Origin of the sequence: Streptomyces sp. NPDC047971, assembly GCF_040653355.1 — a bacterium.
GTDB lineage: Bacteria > Actinomycetota > Actinomycetes > Streptomycetales > Streptomycetaceae > Streptomyces.
This window is the reverse complement of sequence record NZ_JBEZNW010000025.1, coordinates 52,689-71,037: the sequence shown is the minus strand read 5'-3', so window position 1 is coordinate 71,037 and position 18,349 is coordinate 52,689. Positions and strand designations below refer to the sequence as shown.

Sequence of the window (18,349 nt, the reverse complement as noted above, 5' to 3'; positions counted from 1 at the left end):
CGGCTCTGACCCGTCTCCCGCGAGCCGTCGGCCCCGGGCCTCAGCCCCTCGGTTCCGGCCTCGGGAGCCAGAGCAGCATGAGGATCGCGGCGGCGACCAGTACGCCCGTCGCCGTACGGAAGGCCAGGGCGTAGCCCTCGGTCAGCGCCTCGGGCCCGGTCGCGCCGCCGGTCCGCGCGACCGCGACGGTGGAGAGGACGGCCAGGCCCAGCGCACCGCCCATCGTGCGGGAGGTGTTGACGAGACCGGAGACGAGGCCCGCCTCACCGGGCGCGGCGCTCGACGTGGCGAGCGTCGCGAGGGGTGTGGTGAGCAGGCCGATGCCGAGCATCATCAGGATGCCCGGACCCAGGATGACGGTGAGGAACGTGCCGTCGGCGGTCATCGTCGACTGCCAGCCGAAGCCCGCCGCGGCGACCAGGGCGCCGACGACCGCCAGGTTGCGCGCGCCCGCCGTCGGCATCAGCCGGGGGGCCAGTTTGGAGCCGACGATGACGCTGACCGAGCTGGGCACCAGGGCGAGACCGGCCTGGACCGGGGTGTAGCCGAGGACGTTCTGCGCGTACACCGTCATGAAGAACCACATGGCGAAGGAGGTCGAACCGCACACCAGTATCGCCACGTTGGCGGCCGAGACGGCCCGCGAACGGAACACCCTCAGCGGCATCAGCGGGGCCGCCGCGCGCGCCTCGACGGCGACGAAGACGGCGAGCAGGGCCAGTCCGCCGAGCAGGGGGAGCAAGGTGGCCCGATCGCCCCAGCCGGCCTCCTCCGTCTGCACGATGCCGTACGCGACGGCGGCCAGGCCGCCGGTGACGAGAACGGCGCCCGGAAGGTCGAGCCGGCGGCCGCCCCCGGTGCGGCTCTCGCTCAGCCACAGCACGGCTCCCGCGAGGACGAGCACTCCGACGGGCACGTTGATCAGGAGCACCCAGCGCCAGGAGAGCAGCTCCACCAGGACACCGCCGACGAACCCGCCCGCCGCGCCCCCGGCCGCCCCGACGGCCGTCCAGGTGCCGATGGCCCGGGTGCGCGCGGGCCCGACCGGGACGGCCGCGGTCACGATGGTGAGGGTCGCCGGCGCGAGCACCGCGGCGCCGAGGCCCTGGGCCGCGCGGGCCGCGATCAGCTGCCAGCCCTCCTGCGCGAGTCCGCCGGCGACGGAGGCGGCGGTGAAGAGCCCGAGACCGAGCAGGAACATGCGCTTGCGGCCGAAGAGATCGGCCGCCCGGCCGCCGAGCAGCATGAATCCGGCGAAGGCGATGGAGTACGCGCTGAGGACCCACTGCAGTCCGGTGGCCGAGAGGCCGAGGTCGGCCCGCATCGACGGCAGCGCGACGTTCACCACCGAGACGTCGAGCACCACCAGGAACTGCCCCGCGCACGCGGCGAAGACCACGAGCCAGGTGCGCGCGGCGGGACGCGGGGAGGTGGACTGCTCGGCGACTGACTCGGTGCGGACCATGCCTGTGATGGTCGCAGACGGCCGGTGCACCGTACATCGGGATTCCGTCCTACGACCTCCGGAGCAGGGTGACGACCGCCGCGCCGCCGAGTCCGATGTTGTGGGCGAGGCCGACGCGGGCGCCGTCCACCTGGCGGGGGCCGGCCTCTCCCCGCAGCTGCCAGACCAGTTCCGCGGCCTGGGCCAGACCGGTGGCGCCCAGCGGGTGGCCCTTGGAGATCAGCCCGCCCGAGGGGTTGACCACCCACCGCCCGCCGTACGTCGTCGCGCCCGACTCGACGAGCTTTCCCGACGCGCCCTCCTCGCACATGCCGAGGGCCTCGTAGGTCAGGAGTTCGTTGATGGAGAAGCAGTCGTGCAACTCCACCACGTCCACGTCCTCGATGCCGAGGCCGGACCGTTCGTACACCTGCCGGGCCGCGGCCCGCGACATCGGCCGGCCCACGGCGTCGATGCACGAACCCGAGTCGAAGGACTCGCCGGTGTCGGTCGTCATGGCCTGCGCCGCGATCTCGACGGCCCTGTCGTGCAGCCCGTGCTCGACGACGAAGCGCTCGGACACGACGACCGCCGCCGCGGACCCGTCGGAGGTGGGCGAGCACTGCAGCTTGGTCAGCGGCCGGTGGATGGTCTTCGCCGCGAGGATCTCCTCGACCGAGTACACGTCCTGGAACTGGGCGTTGGGGTTGTTCGCCGAGTGCCGGTGGTTCTTGGCTCCCACGGCGGCGAGCTGGGCCTCCGTCGTCCCGTGGCGCTCCATGTGCTCACGGGCCGCGTTCCCGAAGATCTGCGCGGTCGGCGGCGACATCTCGAAGCCGTGGGCGGCCGCCATGATCCCGTAGTGCCGGGCGACCGGCGAGGTCTTGAAGTCTCCGCCGTCGGAGCCGCCGCCCAGCGCGCCCCGGGACATCTTCTCGAAGCCGAGGGCGAGGACGCAGTCGGAGATCCCGCCCTCCACGAACTGCCGGGCCATCATCAGCGCCGTGGACGCCGTCGCGCAGTTGTTGTTGACGTTGTAGACGGGGACGCCGGTCAGACCGAGTTCGTACGCCGCGCGCTGCCCGGCGGTCGACGCCTGGAAGCAGTAGCCGACGGGCACCTGTTCCACCTGCGCGTACGTGATCCCCGCGTCGGCGAGCGCGGCCGTCCCCGCCTCGCGGGCCATGTCCCAGTACTGCCAGTCGCGCGTCTCGGGCTTCTCGAACTTCGTCATCCCGACGCCGACGATGTACGCCTTCCCCATCTCCGGTTCCCCTCAGTCCCTCGGCAGGCCGAGCAGGCGCTCGGCGACGACATTGAGCTGGACCTGCGTGGTGCCGCCCGCGATGGTCAGGCAGCGGGACATCAGCAGGCCGTGGACGGCCCGCTCCCCCGCGCCTTCCCGCACCGCCCCCTCGGGGCCGAGCAGTTCGAGCGTGAGCTCGGCGACCTTCTGCTGGTGGACGGTCTGGACGAGCTTGCGGACGGAGGCGCCCGCGCCCGGTTCCAGGCCGGAGACCTGGAGCATCGTGGTCCGCAGTCCGATGCAGGCGAGGGCGTGCGCCTCGGCGGCGAGAGCCCCGATCCGCACCCGGACGGCGCTGTCGGTGCCGGCCGCCCGGTCGATGAGCGCCTCCAGGCCGGAGTCGAAGGCCACCTGGTCGGCCATGTGGACGCGTTCGTTGCCGAGCGTGTTGCGGGCGACCCGCCAGCCGTCGTCCACCTCGCCGACGACGGCGTCGGCCGGCAGCAGGACGTCGTCGAAGTACACCTCGTTGAAGAGCGAGTCGCCGGTGATCTCCTTGAGCGGCCGGATGTCGATCCCCGGGGTGTTCTTCATGTCGACGAGGAAGTACGTGAGCCCCCGGTGCTTGGGGGCCTCGGGGTCGGTCCGGGCGAGCAGGATGCCGTGGTCGGCCCACTGGGCGGCGCTCGTCCACACCTTCTGTCCGTTGATCCGCCAGCCGCCGTCCTCGGTGCGTTCCGCCCGGGTGCGCAGGGAGGCGAGATCGGACCCGGCGCCGGGCTCGGAGAACAGCTGGCACCACAGCAGCTCGCCCCGCAGGGTGGGGCCGAGGTAGCGCTCCCGCTGCTCCGGCGTTCCGTAGGAGAGGAGGGAGGGCACGACCCAGGTCGCGATCCCGAGGCCGCTGGGCCTGACGCCGGCCGCCTCCAGTTCCCGCTGCACGGCGAGCTGTTGGAGTGGTCCCGCGCCGAGTCCGTAGGGCGGTGGCAGGTGCGGCGCCACATGGCCGGTGTCGGCCAGGGCCCGGCGGGCGGCGCCCGGGTCGAGCCCCACGGCGGGGGCGATCGCCGCGCGCGCCTCGGCGCGGAACGCGTCCGCCTCGGGGGGCAGTTCGAGACGGAGCTCGCGCCGCGCGCCCTGGGCGGCGAGGCGGACGGCCTGCGCGCGGTGGGTGTCGCCGGGGCCCAGGAGCTGGCGGGCGACGAGGGCCCGGCGCAGCGAGAGATGGGCGTCGTGCTCCCAGGTGAAGCCGATGCCGCCGAGGATCTGGATGCAGTCCTTGGCACAGTCGTAGGCGGCGTCGAGGGCGGTGGCGGCGGCGAGCGCGGCGGTGAGGGAGCGGGAGGGGTCCCGGGTGGACCGGGCCGCGTCCCAGGTGAGGGCGCGGGCCTGCTCGACCCGTACGAGCATGGCGGCGCAGAGGTGCTTGATCCCCTGGAACCGTCCGATCGGCCGCCCGAACTGTTCGCGCACCTTGGCGTACTCCGCGGCCGTCTCCAGCGCCCGGGCGGCGTTCCCGCAGGCGTCGGCGGCGAGGAGCACGGCCGCGAGATCCGTGACGAGGGCCGGGTCGACGTCCAGGATCCGGTGCGCGGGCACGAGCACACCGGCCGCGGCGACCTCGGCGGTGGGCCGGGTGGGGTCGGCGCTCCGGTGCGGCCGTACGGCGAGGGCTTCGGCGTCCACGGCGGCCCAGACGGCGCCGTGCGCGGTGTCGGCGGCGAGGATCAGCACATCGGCCTGGGAGCCGCCGAGGACGGGCGGCGCGAGCCCGTCGAGCAGCAGCCCGTCCTCGGTCCGGACCGCGGTCAGCCCACCCGGCGCGAGGGCGACGGCCCCGATGCGCTCCCCCGCGGCGAGAGCGGCGGCCTGCTCCCGCCGCCCGGCCCGGGCCAGGACCTCGGCGGCGAGGACGGAGGGCAGGTACGGCCCGGGGAGCAGCGCTCTCGCGGCCTCTTCGAGGACGACGGCGAGGTCGACGAGGTCGCCGCCCCCTCCCCCGTACTCCTCGGGCAGGTGGATGCCGAGAAGCCCCTGGGCGGCGAGCCCGTCCCAGTGGGCGGGGCGTCCGGTGGCGCTGTCGGGCGGCGCGTCGAGGAGCTTGCGTACGTCCTCGGGCGGCACCGCCCGGCCGAGCCAGCCGCGCACGGACCGGGCCAACTCCCGCTGCTCTTGCGTGATTCCGATGCCCATGCGCGGCAGACTAGAACACGTTCCATTCTGACGGAAGGTCAGATACCGAAGTGGTGGGGCGGCGCGGCACACCGCACGCGCCGCCCGGAGGGTCCTACAGGGTGCCGGTGAGCGCCTCGGGGCGGACCGGCGTCTTGTTGAGCTCCAGGCCCGTCGCGTTCCGGATCGCCGCGAGGACGGCCGGGGTCGCGGAGAGGGTCGGGGCCTCACCGATGCCGCGCACTCCGTACGGCGCGTTCGGGTCCCCGAGCTCCAGGTAGTCGACCGGGATGGCCGGGGTGTCGAGGATCGTCGGGATCAGGTAGTCCGTGAAGGAGGGGTTGCGCACCTTCGCGGTCTGCGGGTCCACGATGATCTCCTCCATCACCGCGACGCCCAGGCCCTGGGTCGTCCCGCCCTGGATCTGGCCGACCACGGAGAGCGGATTGAGCGCCTTGCCGACGTCCTGCGCGCAGGCCAGCTCGACGACCTTGACCAGCCCGAGTTCGGTGTCCACCTCGACGACCGCGCGGTGCGCGGCGAACGAGTACTGGACGTGTCCGTCACCCTGGCCGGTGCGCAGGTCGAAGGGCTCGGTGGGGCGGTGGCGCCATTCCTCCTCGATCTCCACGGCCTCGTCCTCCAGGACGTCCACCAGGGTGGAGAGGGCCTCGCCGCCGTCGGTGACGACCTTGCCGCCCTCCAGGAGCAGTTCGGCCGTGGCCCAGGCGGGGTGGTACGAGCCGAACTTGCGGCGGCCGATCTCCAGGACCTTCTCCCGGACCAGCTCACAGGTGTTCTTGATGGCCCCGCCGGTCATGTACGTCTGGCGGCCGGCCGAGGTCGAACCGGCCGAACCGACCTGGGTGTCGGCCGGGTGGATCGTCACCTGGGTGACGCCGAGCTCGGTACGGACGATCTGCGCGTGGATGGTGACACCGCCCTGGCCGACCTCCGCCATGGCCGTGTGGACCATCGCGACCGGCTCGCCGTTGACCACCTCGATGCGCACCTTGGCCGTCGAGTAGTCGTCGAAGCCCTCGGAGAAGCCGACGTTCTTGACGCCGACCGCGTAGCCGACGCCACGGACGATGCCCTCGCCGTGTGTCGTGTTCGACAGGCCGCCGGGCAGCGCGCGGACGTCCGCGCCCTCACCGGCGACCTCCCACTGGCGCTCCGGCGGCATCGGGCGGGCCTTGACCCGGCGCAGCAGCTCGGCGACCGGGGCCGGCGAGTCCACGACCTGGCCGGTCGGCATGATCGTGCCCTGCTCCATGGCGTTCAGCCGGCGGAACTCCACCGGGTCCATGCCCAGCTTCGCCGCGAGCTTGTCCATCTGCGCCTCGTAGGCGAAGCACGCCTGGACCGCGCCGAAACCGCGCATCGCGCCACACGGCGGGTTGTTGGTGTAGAGGCCGATCGCCTCGATCTCGACGTCGTCGATGACGTACGGGCCGACCGAGAGCGACGCCGCGTTGCCGACGACCGAGGCCGTGGACGACGCGTAGGCACCGCCGTCCAGCACGATCCGGCACTTCATGTGCGTGATCTTGCCGTCCTTCGTGGCCCCGTGCTCGTACCAGAGCTTCGCCGGGTGGCGGTGGACGTGGCCGAAGAAGGACTCGAAGCGGTTGTAGACGATCTTGACGGGCTTCCCGGTGCGCAGCGCCAGCAGGCAGGCGTGGATCTGCATCGAGATGTCCTCGCGACCGCCGAAGGCACCGCCCACACCGGCCATCGTCATCCGCACCTTCTCCTCGGGCAGGCCGAGGACGGGCGCGATCTGGTAGAGGTCCGAGTGCAGCCACTGGGTGGCGCAGTACAGGTCGACACCGCCGTCCTCGGCGGGCACGGCGAGGCCGGACTCCGGGCCGAGGAACGCCTGGTCCTGCATGCCGAAGGAGTACTCGCCCGTGACGATGACGTCGGCCCGCTCGGCGGCCTCGTCCGCGTCGCCGCGGAAGATCGGCTGGCGGTGCACGATGTTCGGGTGCGGGACGTGCCCGGCGTGGTGGTCGTCGCGGTTCTCGTGCACGAGAACCGCGTCGGGAGCGAGCGCGGACGCCTCGTCGGTGACCAGGGGCAGGTCCCGGTACTCGACCCTGATCTTCGCGGCGGCGCGGCGCGCGGTCTCCGGGTGGTCGGCGGCGACGAGGGCGACCGGTTCACCGTGGTGGCGGACCTTGCCGTGCGCCAGGACGGGAGTGTCCTTGAACTCCATGCCGTAGTTCTTCATCTCGGCCGGCAGGTCGTCGTACGTCATCACCGCGTGGACGCCGGACATGGCCAGGGCCTCGGCGGTGTCGATGGAGACGATCTCGGCATGGGCGACGGTGGAGCGCAGGATCTGGCCCCACAGCATGTCCTCGTGCCACATGTCCGAGGAGTACGCGAACTCGCCGGTGACCTTGAGGGTGCCGTCGGGGCGGAGCGTGGACTCGCCGATGCCGCCCTTGCTCCGGGAGCCCTGCGTGACGTCGGTGGGGATACCCGTGGTGGTTCCGGCCATGGTCAGACCGCCTCTTCCTGACGTTCCTGACGGACCGCGGCCAGGGGGACCGCGTCCGGGATCTTCTCGTCACCCGTGCACCGGCAGAGGTTGCCGGAGAGTGCCAGGCGTTCGCGCAGAAGGTGGAGGAGGGACTCGCCCTCCCAGACGTCGTCCGCCTCCTGCGGACGACCGTCGACCGTGACATCGCCTCGCAGGGTCATGCGGCTCCCTCGGGCGAGCGGCCGGTGCCGCGGTACTGCTCCCCGGTCCGGCCGAGCCGACGGCGGGCCTGGAGTGCGGTGACGCGGTCGAGGTCGAGGAGGTACGCGGGACGCCGGTGGTCGAAGTCGATCTCGACCATCACATCGGTGCCACCCGCGTCCGGTACGGCGGTGGGGTGCTCTGCCTTGGCGGCGAGCGCCTCCTCCCAGCCGGCGGGGCGAAGGAAGTCCATGGACGGCTCTTCTTCTCGTGTCGGGTTGTTCACGGGACGGGGTTCGTCACGAGGCGTTCGTGTCGAACCGCTCGTGGTGGTCGTCGGCCCGGGGACAGGCGGCCGGTTGCCCGCGGCGATCGGTCGACTCGTCCACCGCGCTGTCGTCCGGGCCCTGAGAAGTAGACCGAGCGACCCCATGGGCGCGGCAGTCACCGATCCCCCAGAACCGGCTTCTCCCTCGACTGTGGACCACCGTGCTTTCCCACCGCGTCACGGCTGTGACCTGCGGTGCGTCACGCGAGGGAGCACCGAGTCGCCCGGTGCGGGCGTGAGAGGGTGGCGATCATGCGGATACGCGAACTCCTGGACGACATGGGGCTGTTCCTGGTCGCGGACGAGGGCGCCGAGGACGACGCTCTCGATCGAGAGGTAGGCGCCGTCCTGACCACCGACCTGGCCGACCCGGGTCGCTTCCTGGCCGGCGGCGAACTCGTCCTCACCGGGCTCGCCTGGTGGCGGGAGGACGGCGACGCCGAGTCGTTCGTGCGTGTCCTCGACCGGGCCGGCGTCACGGTCCTCGCCGCCGGCGAGGCCGAACACGGGCTCGTCCCGGACGACCTGGTGCGCGCCTGCCGCCGCCACGGGCTGCCGCTGATCGCCGTGGACCCGGACATCTCCTTCGCCTCGATCACCGAACACGTGCTGCGGCGCCTGCGCCCCCGGCGGGTCGGCAGCCTCGCCGCCGTGGTCGAGCGCCATCGAAGACTCCTGACCGGACGGAGCGGCCCGGAAGCCGTCCTGGAACTCCTGCAGCACAGCCTCGGCCTCGACGCGCACGTGCTGTCCGCGACCGGGCGCCGGATCGCCGGGGCCCGGCCGCCGCTCCCGGCCCGGACGGCGACGGCGCTCGCCGGGCGCTACCTCGCCGCACGCGACGCGCGCGAGGCGGCTCCGCACCCGGTCACGATGGGAGAACGGCACTACGCGCTCGTGCCGGTCCCCGGCACCACGGACCCGTCGGCCGAGCGGGAGGAGTCGGCGGAGCTGGGCGACTGGCTGCTGGTCGTACCGGCCGACACGTCGAACCGGCCCGCGGCCGACGGGGAACTCCTCGACCGGATCGTCGAACTCGCCGTGGACGCGCGCTCCGCGCACGAGCGGACGAAGGTGGCCCTGAACGACCTGGCCCGCCAGCTCCTCGACCTGCTGGACAGCAGCGTCCCGCCCGCCGAGATCCCCGTCCGGCTGAGCAGCACCGCCCAGGCCGTCGTCAGCCGGAAGGACACCTGGCAGCGCTGCCAGTTCGTGGTCGCCGAGGGAGAGCGGCCGGGCACCGGCCCCATCCCCGCCCCGGCGCTGCGCGTCCTGCTGGAGGAGGCCCTGGTCCAGGACGGCCCGGTGCCCGTCTCGTCGCAGGACATCGCCGCCACCGTAGACGGCGACCGGGCCGTCCTCTTCGTGCTGGTGCCCGAGCCCGTGGACGGGCTGCCCGAACCGGCTCTCGACTCCGTCGCCCTGCAGCGGAGGCTCGCCGCGGTGCTTCCCCGCTGGCTCGGCCCCACGGGCAGCGTCTCCGTCGGGGTCAGCTCTCCGGTGGGGGCGGCCGACCAGGCACGCCCGGCGCTCGACACGGCCCGTACCGCGCTGCGGATCGCCCGTGACCACCCGGACCGTGTGACCGTGCGCGGCCCCGACGACCTCACCTCGCACATCCTGACGCTGCTGCCGCTCATCCCGGCCGGGACCCGGCGGGCGTTCGCCGCCCGCCTGCTCGGTCCGCTGCGCGACCACGACAGCCGCCACCGCACCGACCTGCTGTCCACTCTGGAGACGTTCCTGGAGTGCGACGCGTCCTGGACCGCCTGCGCCGCCCGACTCCACCTGCACGTGAACTCGTTGCGCCACCGCATCGCCCGCATCGAGCAGATCACCGGCCGGGACCTGGCCCGACTGGAGACCCGGCTGGACTTCCTCGCGGCCCTCAAGGCCGGCTGACCCCGTCGACCGGCTCGTCGCCGAGTCCTGCCGCACCCCTTCGGGCCGGACGCCCGGGCCACTACGGTGGCCGCATGCCGAACGCCTCCGCGCTCCTCGTCATCGACATGCAGAACGCCCTGATGGCCATCGCCCACCGCCCCGCCGAGACCGTCGCCGTCATCGCGGAACTCCGGGCCCGCGCCAAGGCGGCCGGGGCGCCGATCGTGACCGTCCAGCACCAGGACGACACCGACCTGCCCGCCGGCAGCGAGGGATGGCGGATCGTGGCCGATCTCGCCCCCGGCCCCGGCGAGACCGTCGTCCCGAAGAACAGCGCCGACAGCTTCCTGGACACCGGCCTCGACGCCACCCTGCGGGGGCTGGGCGTCACCGAGGTCGTCGTCACCGGCTTCGCGACCGAGATGTGCGTCGACACCACCGCCCGCCAGGCGCTGAGCCACCGCTACGACCTGGTGCTCGTCGAGGACGGCCACACCACGTCGCTGCGCCCCGAGGCCGGCGGGCCCTACGTCCCCGCCGACCGGTCGATCGCCCACCACAACGAGATCTTCCGGAACATCCGCTTCGCCGGTCGCCGCACCCGCGTCCTGCGCGCGGCCGAGGTGGACTTCTCCTCCTGACGGGAAGCGGGTGTGGTCCGTCCGCGGGGCGTAGGGCACGATGGCTGCCCGTACGTGCGTACCGACCAGTAGGAGCACCCATGCCCGCGCCCGAGATCCTCGCCGCCTTCGAGGCCGCCAAGGGCTTCATGCCCCTCGACGAGGGGCTCGCGCTGCACGCGGCGGCCACCGAGGCCGCGAAGCTCGGGCTGCCGCTCCTGGAGGTCGGCACCTACTGCGGGCGCTCCACGATCCTGCTCGCGGACGTGGCCCGGGAGGCCGGGACGGTCGCGGTGACCGTGGACCACCACCGGGGCAGCGAGGAGCAGCAGCCGGGGTGGGAGTACCACGACCCGACCGTCGTGGACCCCGAGGTCGGGCTGATGGACACCCTGCCGACCTTCCGCCGGACGCTGCGCAGGGCCGGCCTCGAGGAGCACGTCATCGCGGTGGTCGGGCGGTCCCCCCAGGTGGCGAAGGTGTGGGCGGGCGAGCTGGGGTTCGTCTTCATCGACGGGGGTCACACGGACGAGCACGCGACGGCGGACTACGAGGGGTGGGCGCCGAGGGTCGCCGAGGGCGGCCTCCTCGTCATCCACGACGTCTTCCCCGACCCGGAGGACGGCGGCCAGGCGCCGTACCGCGTCTATCTCCGGGCCCTGGAGTCCGGCGACTTCGAGGAGGTCTCGGTGACCGACTCCCTCCGCGTGCTCAGGCGCCGTCAGGTGTCCGCGAGGTAGCGCCGTCCGCCCGCGGGCCCGCACGTCGGGCGGACGGCGCTCCTGTCGCCTTCCGCGCCCTAGAAGCCGTATCCCGACGTGACGTACAGGCAGTTCGTGTAGCTGTACCCCGACTGGATCCTGGCCGTGCTCGCCTTGTCCGCCGCGGACAGCGAGCTCGTCGCCCCCGACCGCTTCTGGAGGAAGTGGTAGTCGCCGGCGGGCAGCAGGAGCGTCGCCTTCGGGTACGTGGAGGACGGTCCCGAACATGCCTTGACCTTGGGCGGGTTGAGGGCGAGGCTGCCGGGATACGCCCTGCAGGTGCCGCATGCCTTGAGGGTGACGCGGCCCGTGACCGGCCCGGTGTAGAGCAGTTCGACCTCTCCCGGGCCGTCGTTGCTGACGACCATCACCATCCGGGCGCCGCCGGGAGCCGTGGCCGGCGGCAGCCGCTTCCCGGCCGCCGGGGCCTCCGCGGCGATCTCGGCGGCGATCGCGATGCTCCGCGCGTGCCCGGCCTGCGGGCTGCTCGGGTGGTCCTTGGCGTACTGCGTCATCGTCTCGACCGCCTGCCGGTACTCCTTGTCCTCGAACTGGTCGACCCCGCAGGCGAAGTCGCCGTCCCGCACGGCCACGCCGTGCTGCCGCGAGACTCCGGCGAAGCCCGCCTTCGGCAGCAGGTCGACCGTGGTGCCGTACCGCCTCAGTTCGGCGACGCCGGCGCACGGGTCGGTGGAGCCGTCCGCGATGGCGGCGGAGCGGGTCCTGATGCCCTCCGCGACCTTGGGCTCGACCTGCCGCGCGTACGACGACTCCGGGAAGGTCGACAGGAGCGCGTTCAGATGCTCCCCGGCCGTCGTCTCCACGCCCGCCACGCCGAGCCCGGCGATCCCGCACTCGTACCAGGAGTGGGCGAGCGGATCATCGGCCTTGCCGATCAGACCGTCCAGCAGGCCGCGGTCCACCGTCTCCGGCAGCGCGCGCAGGTGCGCGAGGCCCGGGACGGCCTCGCAGTACTTCTTCTGCTCGTACGGCGCGGAGACCGCCCGGTAGTAGTCGCCGAGCCGGTCCGGGACGAGCCGGCCCGCCCGGGAGTCGGCGTGTTCGGTACCGAGCTCCTGATAGACGGCGAGCGCCTTGCGGTAGGTGTGCTCCGCCCCGCCGAAGCTCTGGCCCGCCCCGGACCTCACCTGGGTGTCGGCCGCGGCGAGGCGGTCCAGGAGCGACTGCTCCACGGCCTCGTCACGGGCCACGCCATAGGCGAGGGAACCGCCCACCGGGACGACGAGCAGGACCAGCGCCAGGGCCACCGGGAGCGCGAGGCGCCGGGGCGCGGCGGCCGGTCCGGCGCCGAGCGCGAGCGGGGCGCGCAGCCCGCGTCGCGCGCCGTCGGCGGCCGCGGCCAGCAGGAACACGCCGTATCCGGCGAGGAGGCCGACGGGGACGCCGTCCGCGTCGGCCGGCAGCGCGACGAGGAGCAGGGCGGCCGTGGCGGCCCAGCAGATCGCGGCGAGGACCCACTGCTTGAGCAGGACGTAGCCGAGCCCCAGGCAGGACAGGTTGAGGACCCCGACCAGGACGGCCTGCGCCGGGTTCGACGCGGGCGGTGGTCCCTGGTCGACGGGCGTCGGTCCCTGGTCGACGGGCGGGCTCCCGTAGGGCTGTACGGGCGGTGTCCCGGGCGGCTGCGAGGGCGGCGGCGGTAACGCCGCCGCCGGCCACGGCCCCTGTCCCGCCCCGCCGGGCGTGCCCGGACCGCCCGGAGTGCCCGGATCACCCGGACCGCCCGGAGTCCCCGGCGCGCCGTACGCCCACGGCGTCTCCGCCACCCCGGAGGGCATCGTGTCCCCGGGGCCCGTGTTCCGGCCCCGACCCGCGGGCCCTGCCGTCGGTCCCGGCTCCGCCGGCTCCCCCCACGGTCGTGTGTCGTTCGGTTCGTCCGACGGACGCGCGTCGTTCGGCTCTTCCCCCACCACAGTGCCCCCCGTGGTCCGTGCGCGGTGCCCCTCACCGGCGCACTCACCTTCCTCATACCCGCCACAGACCCTTCACAGTCGCCCCGCGTCGGCGGACCGTTCGGCGGCGCCTCCCATTAGAGTCGCAAGGTGCCGTACGACCTCCGGAAGATCCCCGCCCGAGCGAGCGCCCTCACCGGCGCCCTCGCCGCCTGCGCCGTACTCGCCGGCTGCGGCGGGGCGTCGCAGCCCCGCGAGGCCGCCGACCCGAAGGCGACGACCTCCCCCGCGCCCACGCCCACCTCCGGGCCGGAGCGGGACGAGCCCCGGGCAGCCCTTCCGCTCGCCGGACGCACGGTCGTCGTCGACCCCGGCCACAATCCCAGCAACTTCTTGCATTCCCGGGAAATCAACCAAAAGGTCGACATCGGCACAACACGCAAGGAATGCGACACCACCGGCACCTCCACGAAGGCCGGCTACACGGAAGCCGCGTTCACCCTCGATGTTTCACATCGACTGCGCGATCTCCTCACGGCCCAGGGCGCGAAGGTGGTCCTCACCCAGGACGCCGAGCGCCCCTACGGCCCCTGCATCGACGAGCGGGCCCGGATCGGCAACGCGGCCCGCGCCGACGCCGTGGTCTCGGTGCACGCCGACGGCTCCGGCACCGGAAACCGCGGGTTCCATGTGATCCTGCCCGCACGCGTGAGCTCCGGCGCCGCGAACACCTCGAAGATCGTCGCCCCCTCCCGTACGCTCGGCGAGGCGATCGCCCGCCACTTCACCCGCTCGACCGGCACCGCGCCCGCCAACTACCTCGGTTCCGGCAGCGGGTTGGACGTGCGCGAGGATCTCGGGGGACTCAATCTCTCAACCGTTCCCAAGGTCTTCGTCGAATGCGGCAATATGCGTGACCCGAAGGATGCCGCACTCCTCACCGATGCGGCATGGCGACAGAAAGCGGCGCAGGGGATCGCGGACGGCATCGGGACCTACCTCAAGGGGTAGAACCCGCGGGCGATAGATTCGCTCCGTACGATGGGGCCGCCCCCGTGCTCCGCGCCACCCCGACGAGACGACCCGACGAAGGACTCTTACGTGAATATCCGCTCCCTCACTCGAGGCGATGGCGTGCTGATCGGTGCAGCGGTGGTGCTGTTCATCGCCTCGTTCCTCGGCACCAGCAGCTGCGAGGGCAGCTTCTGCGGCAACGTCGACTCCCCGAACTCCTGGGAGTTCTCCCCGCTCGGCTGGGGCGCCTTCCTTCTCGGCATCGCCGGCGCCGCCCTGGTCGTCCTCTCCCGCGCGCTGCCGCAGCCGCGCAAGGTCGTCGGCCTCGACCTGGGCCAGGTCGGTGTCGCGTTCACCGTGGCCGCGGCCTGGAACATCCTGATGTGGATGTTCGAGTCGGAGAACGCCGGCGCCGGCCTCATCCTCGGCCTGATCGCCTCGCTGATCCTCGCCGCCGCCGCTGTCGCCGCGCCGCTGGTCCCGGCCCTCAAGGCCCCGCTGATGCCCGCCCCGAGCCCGCAGGCCCCGCAGCCGTACGGCGTCCAGCCGGGTCAGCCCGGCCAGCCGGGTGTCCCCGGTGGCTACGGCTACCCGGGTGCCCAGCAGCAGCCGTTCGGCGCGCAGCCGCAGCCGTACCCCGGCCAGCAGCAGCCCGAGCCGCAGGCCGCCGCGGCCCCGGCCGCCCCGCAGCCGACGCAGGCGCAGCAGCCCGCGGGCGACTTCGCTCCGTTCTGGTTCGCGGTCCCGGTGGCCCGCCCGCTGTACGCGGAGGACGGCTCGCCGACCCCGATCGCCGAACTGGCGCCCGGCACCTGGTACCTGGCCGTCGAGCAGCGCGGCCCGGGCCTGATCGCCCAGACCCAGGACGGTCGCCGCGGCGTCCTCCAGGACACCACCGGCATCCAGCGCGGCTGAGCGTTCCACCGCAGCGGCCCCTCGCCCTTCCGGGCGGGGGGCCGTTGTCGTACAGTCCCGGGAAGCGATCTGACGGAACGTCAGGAAGGTGGCGCGCCATGCGTCTCGGACTCGCCCTCGGCTACTGGGGCCGTGGCCCCTCGCCCGCGCATCTCGACCTCGCCCGGGAGGCCGAGCGGCTCGGATACGACTCCGTGTGGACCGCCGAGGCGTGGGGGTCCGACGCGTTCACCGCCTTGACCTGGATCGCCGCGCACACCTCACGGATCGGGCTCGGGACCGCGGTCGCGCAGATGGCCGCCCGGACGCCCACCGCCACCGCCATGCACGCGCTCACGCTCGACCATCTCTCCGGCGGCCGGATGATGCTCGGGCTGGGGCTCTCCGGCCCGCAGGTCGTCGAGGGGTGGTACGGGCGGCCGTTCCCGCGCAGTCCGCTGACCGCGACCCGCGAGTACGTGGACGTGATCCGGCAGGTGCTGCGGCGCGAGGGGCCCGTCGCGCTCGACGGGCGGTTCCACTCCCATCCGTACACCGGAGCGGACGGAACCGGGCTCGGGAAGGCCCTCAAGCCGATCACCCACCCGCTCCGGGCGGATCTGCCCGTGCTGCTCGGCGCCGAGGGGCCCAAGAACATCGCCCAGACGCTCCGGATCGCCGACGGCTGGCTGCCGCTCTACTGGTCGCCGACCCGCTACGCGGAGGTCTACTCGCTTCCGGACCGGCTCCCGGAGTCCTTCCTCGTCGCCCCCATGGTCCGCGCCCGGCTCTGCGACGATCCGGCCGAGGGGCTGCTGCCCGTCAAGGCGATGCTCGGCTTCTACATCGGCGGCATGGGGCACACGGCCCGGAACTTCCACGCCGATCTCATGGCGCGCATGGGGTACGAGTCCGAGGCCCGCCACATCCAGGAGCTGTTCGCGGCCGGTCGGCGCGAGGAGGCCGTGCTCGCCGTACCGGACGCCTTCGCCGACGAGATCTCGCTCGTCGGCCCGAGGGAACGGATCGCCGAACGGCTGGAGGTCTGGCGGAAGGGGCCGGTCACGGACCTGCTGGTCACCGCGCCGGACCCGGCCACGCTCAGACTGCTCGCGGAGCTCAACGCGTAGGCCGCGCCCCGATCGCCCGGGACCCTGCGCGACCGCGAGTCACCCGCCCAGCTGGGACGTGCTGGGAACCTGGTCGGTCACCACGGCGCCCGCGCTCCTCCCGGCGTCCTTCACGTCGTTGATGACGTCCTCGAAGGTCCCGATGTCCGCCTCGCCGGCCTCGCCCTTGCGGAGCTTGGTGCCCAGGTCCTTCAACTTGTCGATGCCTGCCGTCAGCGGTGCGACCGCCTTCGACAGCAGCTCGTCGCCCTTCGCGTTGTTCACCGCCGCCTTGAGGCGGTTGTACGCGAACGCTCCGGCGAGCCCCGCCTTGACCAGGGCGAACTTCTGTCCGTCGGCGCCCTTCTTGAACTTGCCCTCGCGGTACGGCTTGACGATCCACTGGTACGTCGCGCCGGCCGCCAGGCCCGCGTTGGCGACGAAGCGGGTCTTGGCGAGCCGTTGCTGCTCGACCGTGCCGGACGGCGACGCGCTGGCGCTCGCGCTCTCGTCGTCACCGCCGCACGCGGAGGTCGTCAGGAGCAGGGCGCAGGACAGGAGGAGCGCGGCGACTCCACGGCGTATCGGAACGGGACCGGGCACGACGTGACCTCCCTCGGGGGCTTCGGGCTCAGCCTCGTGCCGCCCCTTCGGCTCCGCCACCCGGGCGACGCCGTACGGGCGAGGGGCCCCGTTCCGGGGCCCCGACACGGTGGCGAGGTCACCCCTCGACCGTCCCGCGGCCGGCCGGGCGGGCCCGGCCCCGTCCGGCGAAGGGACCTGTCACCACCATCCGGGGCCGCCGCGCTGTGGTCCGGGCACACTGCCCGGGGCCCGTGCCGGTGGAACGTGCCGGGGCCGCCGGCACGGACGACGGGGTCACCCTGAGAGACCGCCGGTCGTGTGACCGGCGCTCCTTGTGCCGGGTCGCCGCCAGCCGGAAGCGTCTGAGGTGCGAAAACTCATTCGACGAGCGGCAGGAGGCCGGTCCGGCATGTATCCCATCGCTACGCACAGTGATGAGGACCTTTTCATGGACCTGAGCCGCGAGGTGTTCGCCTCGCTGCGCAGGAGCGACCAACGGCGCACCGCGGACCAGTACCTGCGGGGCATGCTCACGGTGCCGGGGCGCAAGACGGCACGGAACATCGCGACGCACTCCGGTGAGGCGGCGGCCGAACAGCGCTTCCACCACTTCATCGCCAGCTCGGGCTGGGACTGGCGGCCCGTGCGCGAGGCGCTGGTCGGCTTCCTGGAGCGGACCGCCCCGCCGGCCGCCTGGGTGGTGCGGCCGATCACCCTGCCCAAGACCGGGGAGCGGCTCGTGGGGGTCGACCGGCGCTGGGTACCGGAGCTCGGACGGACGGTGAACGGCCAGTTCGGCTACGGGCTGTGGCAGACCTCGTCGAGCGGCGAGATCCCGGTGAACTGGCACCTCGACCTGCCCGACAGCCTCCTCGGCGACCCGGCAGAGCGGGCCCGGGCGGGAGTACCGGCGGACTACGCGGCGCCCGTGTCACCGGAGGACTCGACGGTGGCCACCGCCCTGGAGCTGCCGCTCCGGCGGGCCTCGCCGTACCGTCCGGTCGTCGTCGACGCCCGGCGCGGCGCGTTGGTGCCGCTGCTGAGCCGGTTCGAGGCGGCTCGGGTACCGCTGCTGGCCCGGATCAGCGGGGCCACCCGGGTGCTGGCCGGCGAAGGGATGACACGTCAGCAACCGGTCATGGCACGGCAGTTGCTGTGCTCCACCGGGGTACGGCGCCCGGTGACCCGGGCCGACGGGTGCCGGATGGCGGTGGCGCTGCGGGTGAGCCTGCCGCCCGGGACGGGAGAGGAGAGCGGCGGACGTCGCGGGGGGCTGCGCGAACGGCTGCTGGTCGGGGAGTGGTTCGGGCCGCAGGCGGCGCCGGACCGGTTGTGGCTGACCGATCTGACGACGGTGCCGCTCTCCGCCCTGCTGCGGCTGACCGAGCTCGCGGGGGGCCGCTCGGCGGGGGCCACGCCGGAGGATCGGCCGGAGAGCGGGTCGGTCGGCCGCTCGGGGCTGCACGACTACGGCGGCCGGTCCTTCGCGGGCTGGCACCGGCACATGACGATGGTGTCGGTGGCCCAGGCGGTGCGGACGCTCGCGCCACGGGAACCGGACGCCGCCGCCGCGCAGGGGCGGCCGGCGGAGCGGAAGGGCGGTCCCCGGCCGCGTCGGCGGACCGCCGTGCCGGTCTGAGGCGGCACGGACCGCCGTCACCCGGGGCCCCGTCGGCCGAGGGGCCCC

Annotated in this window: 13 protein-coding genes and 2 pseudogenes; 7 read left to right on the top strand and 8 right to left on the bottom strand. The window is 73.4% G+C overall.

Features of this window, described 5'->3' with window-relative positions; translation table 11 throughout:
- Positions 1 to 40: 40 nt before the first annotated feature.
- The 6 genes and pseudogenes from AB0D99_RS23000 to AB0D99_RS22975 all read right to left on the bottom strand — a co-directional run.
- Positions 41 to 1,465 carry an MFS transporter gene (locus AB0D99_RS23000; protein WP_362365160.1) on the bottom strand — a complete coding sequence of 475 codons (1,425 nt, stop codon included), beginning with the start codon at positions 1,463 to 1,465 and terminating at the stop codon, positions 41 to 43.
- A 49-nt stretch (positions 1,466 to 1,514) separates the two neighbouring features.
- Positions 1,515 to 2,708, bottom strand: coding sequence for a lipid-transfer protein (locus AB0D99_RS22995; protein WP_362365157.1), 1,194 nt, complete (start codon positions 2,706 to 2,708; stop codon positions 1,515 to 1,517).
- A 12-nt stretch (positions 2,709 to 2,720) separates the two neighbouring features.
- On the bottom strand, positions 2,721 to 4,883 hold the full coding sequence (locus AB0D99_RS22990) for an acyl-CoA dehydrogenase (RefSeq protein WP_362365154.1): 2,163 nt from the start codon (positions 4,881 to 4,883) through the stop codon (positions 2,721 to 2,723).
- Positions 4,884 to 4,977: 94 nt separating this feature from the next.
- On the bottom strand, positions 4,978 to 7,371 hold the full coding sequence (locus AB0D99_RS22985) for a molybdopterin cofactor-binding domain-containing protein (protein WP_362365151.1): 2,394 nt from the start codon (positions 7,369 to 7,371) through the stop codon (positions 4,978 to 4,980).
- Between the two features lie 92 nt (positions 7,372 to 7,463).
- Positions 7,464 to 7,568, bottom strand: a pseudogene (locus AB0D99_RS22980) ((2Fe-2S)-binding protein); the annotation flags it as partial.
- Positions 7,569 to 7,654: 86 nt separating this feature from the next.
- Positions 7,655 to 7,807: pseudogene (locus AB0D99_RS22975) on the bottom strand (FAD binding domain-containing protein); the annotation flags it as partial.
- Positions 7,808 to 8,134: 327 nt separating this feature from the next.
- On the opposite strand from AB0D99_RS22975, the gene AB0D99_RS22970 reads away from it, so the two are divergent.
- The 3 genes from AB0D99_RS22970 to AB0D99_RS22960 all read left to right on the top strand — a co-directional run bounded on the left by AB0D99_RS22970 (position 8,135) and on the right by AB0D99_RS22960 (position 11,126).
- Positions 8,135 to 9,784, top strand: a complete 1,650-nt coding sequence (locus AB0D99_RS22970; RefSeq protein WP_362365148.1) for a PucR family transcriptional regulator — start codon at positions 8,135 to 8,137, stop codon at positions 9,782 to 9,784.
- A gap of 74 nt (positions 9,785 to 9,858) precedes the next feature.
- Entirely contained in the window at positions 9,859 to 10,407 is a 549-nt protein-coding gene (locus AB0D99_RS22965) for a cysteine hydrolase family protein (RefSeq protein WP_362365145.1), read from the top strand.
- A gap of 80 nt (positions 10,408 to 10,487) precedes the next feature.
- A complete protein-coding gene (locus tag AB0D99_RS22960; RefSeq protein ID WP_362365143.1) occupies positions 10,488 to 11,126 on the top strand; it encodes a class I SAM-dependent methyltransferase in 639 nt (212 codons plus the stop codon).
- Between the two features lie 59 nt (positions 11,127 to 11,185).
- Here the strand turns inward: AB0D99_RS22960 and AB0D99_RS22955 are convergent, their stop codons facing one another.
- Complete coding sequence (locus tag AB0D99_RS22955; RefSeq protein ID WP_362365140.1) at positions 11,186 to 12,934, bottom strand: hypothetical protein; 1,749 nt, start codon at positions 12,932 to 12,934, stop codon at positions 11,186 to 11,188.
- Positions 12,935 to 13,210: 276 nt separating this feature from the next.
- Between AB0D99_RS22955 and AB0D99_RS22950 the strand changes: the two genes are divergently transcribed.
- From AB0D99_RS22950 to AB0D99_RS22940, 3 genes are all read left to right on the top strand, one after another.
- Positions 13,211 to 14,071, top strand: a complete 861-nt coding sequence (locus AB0D99_RS22950) for an N-acetylmuramoyl-L-alanine amidase (RefSeq protein ID WP_362365137.1) — start codon at positions 13,211 to 13,213, stop codon at positions 14,069 to 14,071.
- Positions 14,072 to 14,161: 90 nt separating this feature from the next.
- Entirely contained in the window at positions 14,162 to 14,989 is an 828-nt protein-coding gene (locus AB0D99_RS22945) for a DUF5336 domain-containing protein (RefSeq protein ID WP_362365134.1), read from the top strand.
- Between the two features lie 98 nt (positions 14,990 to 15,087).
- A complete protein-coding gene (locus tag AB0D99_RS22940) occupies positions 15,088 to 16,098 on the top strand; it encodes an LLM class F420-dependent oxidoreductase (RefSeq protein ID WP_362365131.1) in 1,011 nt (336 codons plus the stop codon).
- A 39-nt stretch (positions 16,099 to 16,137) separates the two neighbouring features.
- On the opposite strand, the gene AB0D99_RS22935 is transcribed toward AB0D99_RS22940, so the two are convergent.
- On the bottom strand, positions 16,138 to 16,680 hold the full coding sequence (locus AB0D99_RS22935; RefSeq protein WP_362365128.1) for a hypothetical protein: 543 nt from the start codon (positions 16,678 to 16,680) through the stop codon (positions 16,138 to 16,140).
- A gap of 430 nt (positions 16,681 to 17,110) precedes the next feature.
- Here AB0D99_RS22935 and AB0D99_RS22930 point away from each other — a divergent pair, with 430 nt between their 5' ends.
- Positions 17,111 to 18,301 (top strand): transposase, encoded by a 1,191-nt coding sequence (locus AB0D99_RS22930; RefSeq protein ID WP_362365125.1) that lies wholly within the window; start codon positions 17,111 to 17,113, stop codon positions 18,299 to 18,301.
- The last annotated feature ends 48 nt before the right edge of the window (positions 18,302 to 18,349 follow it).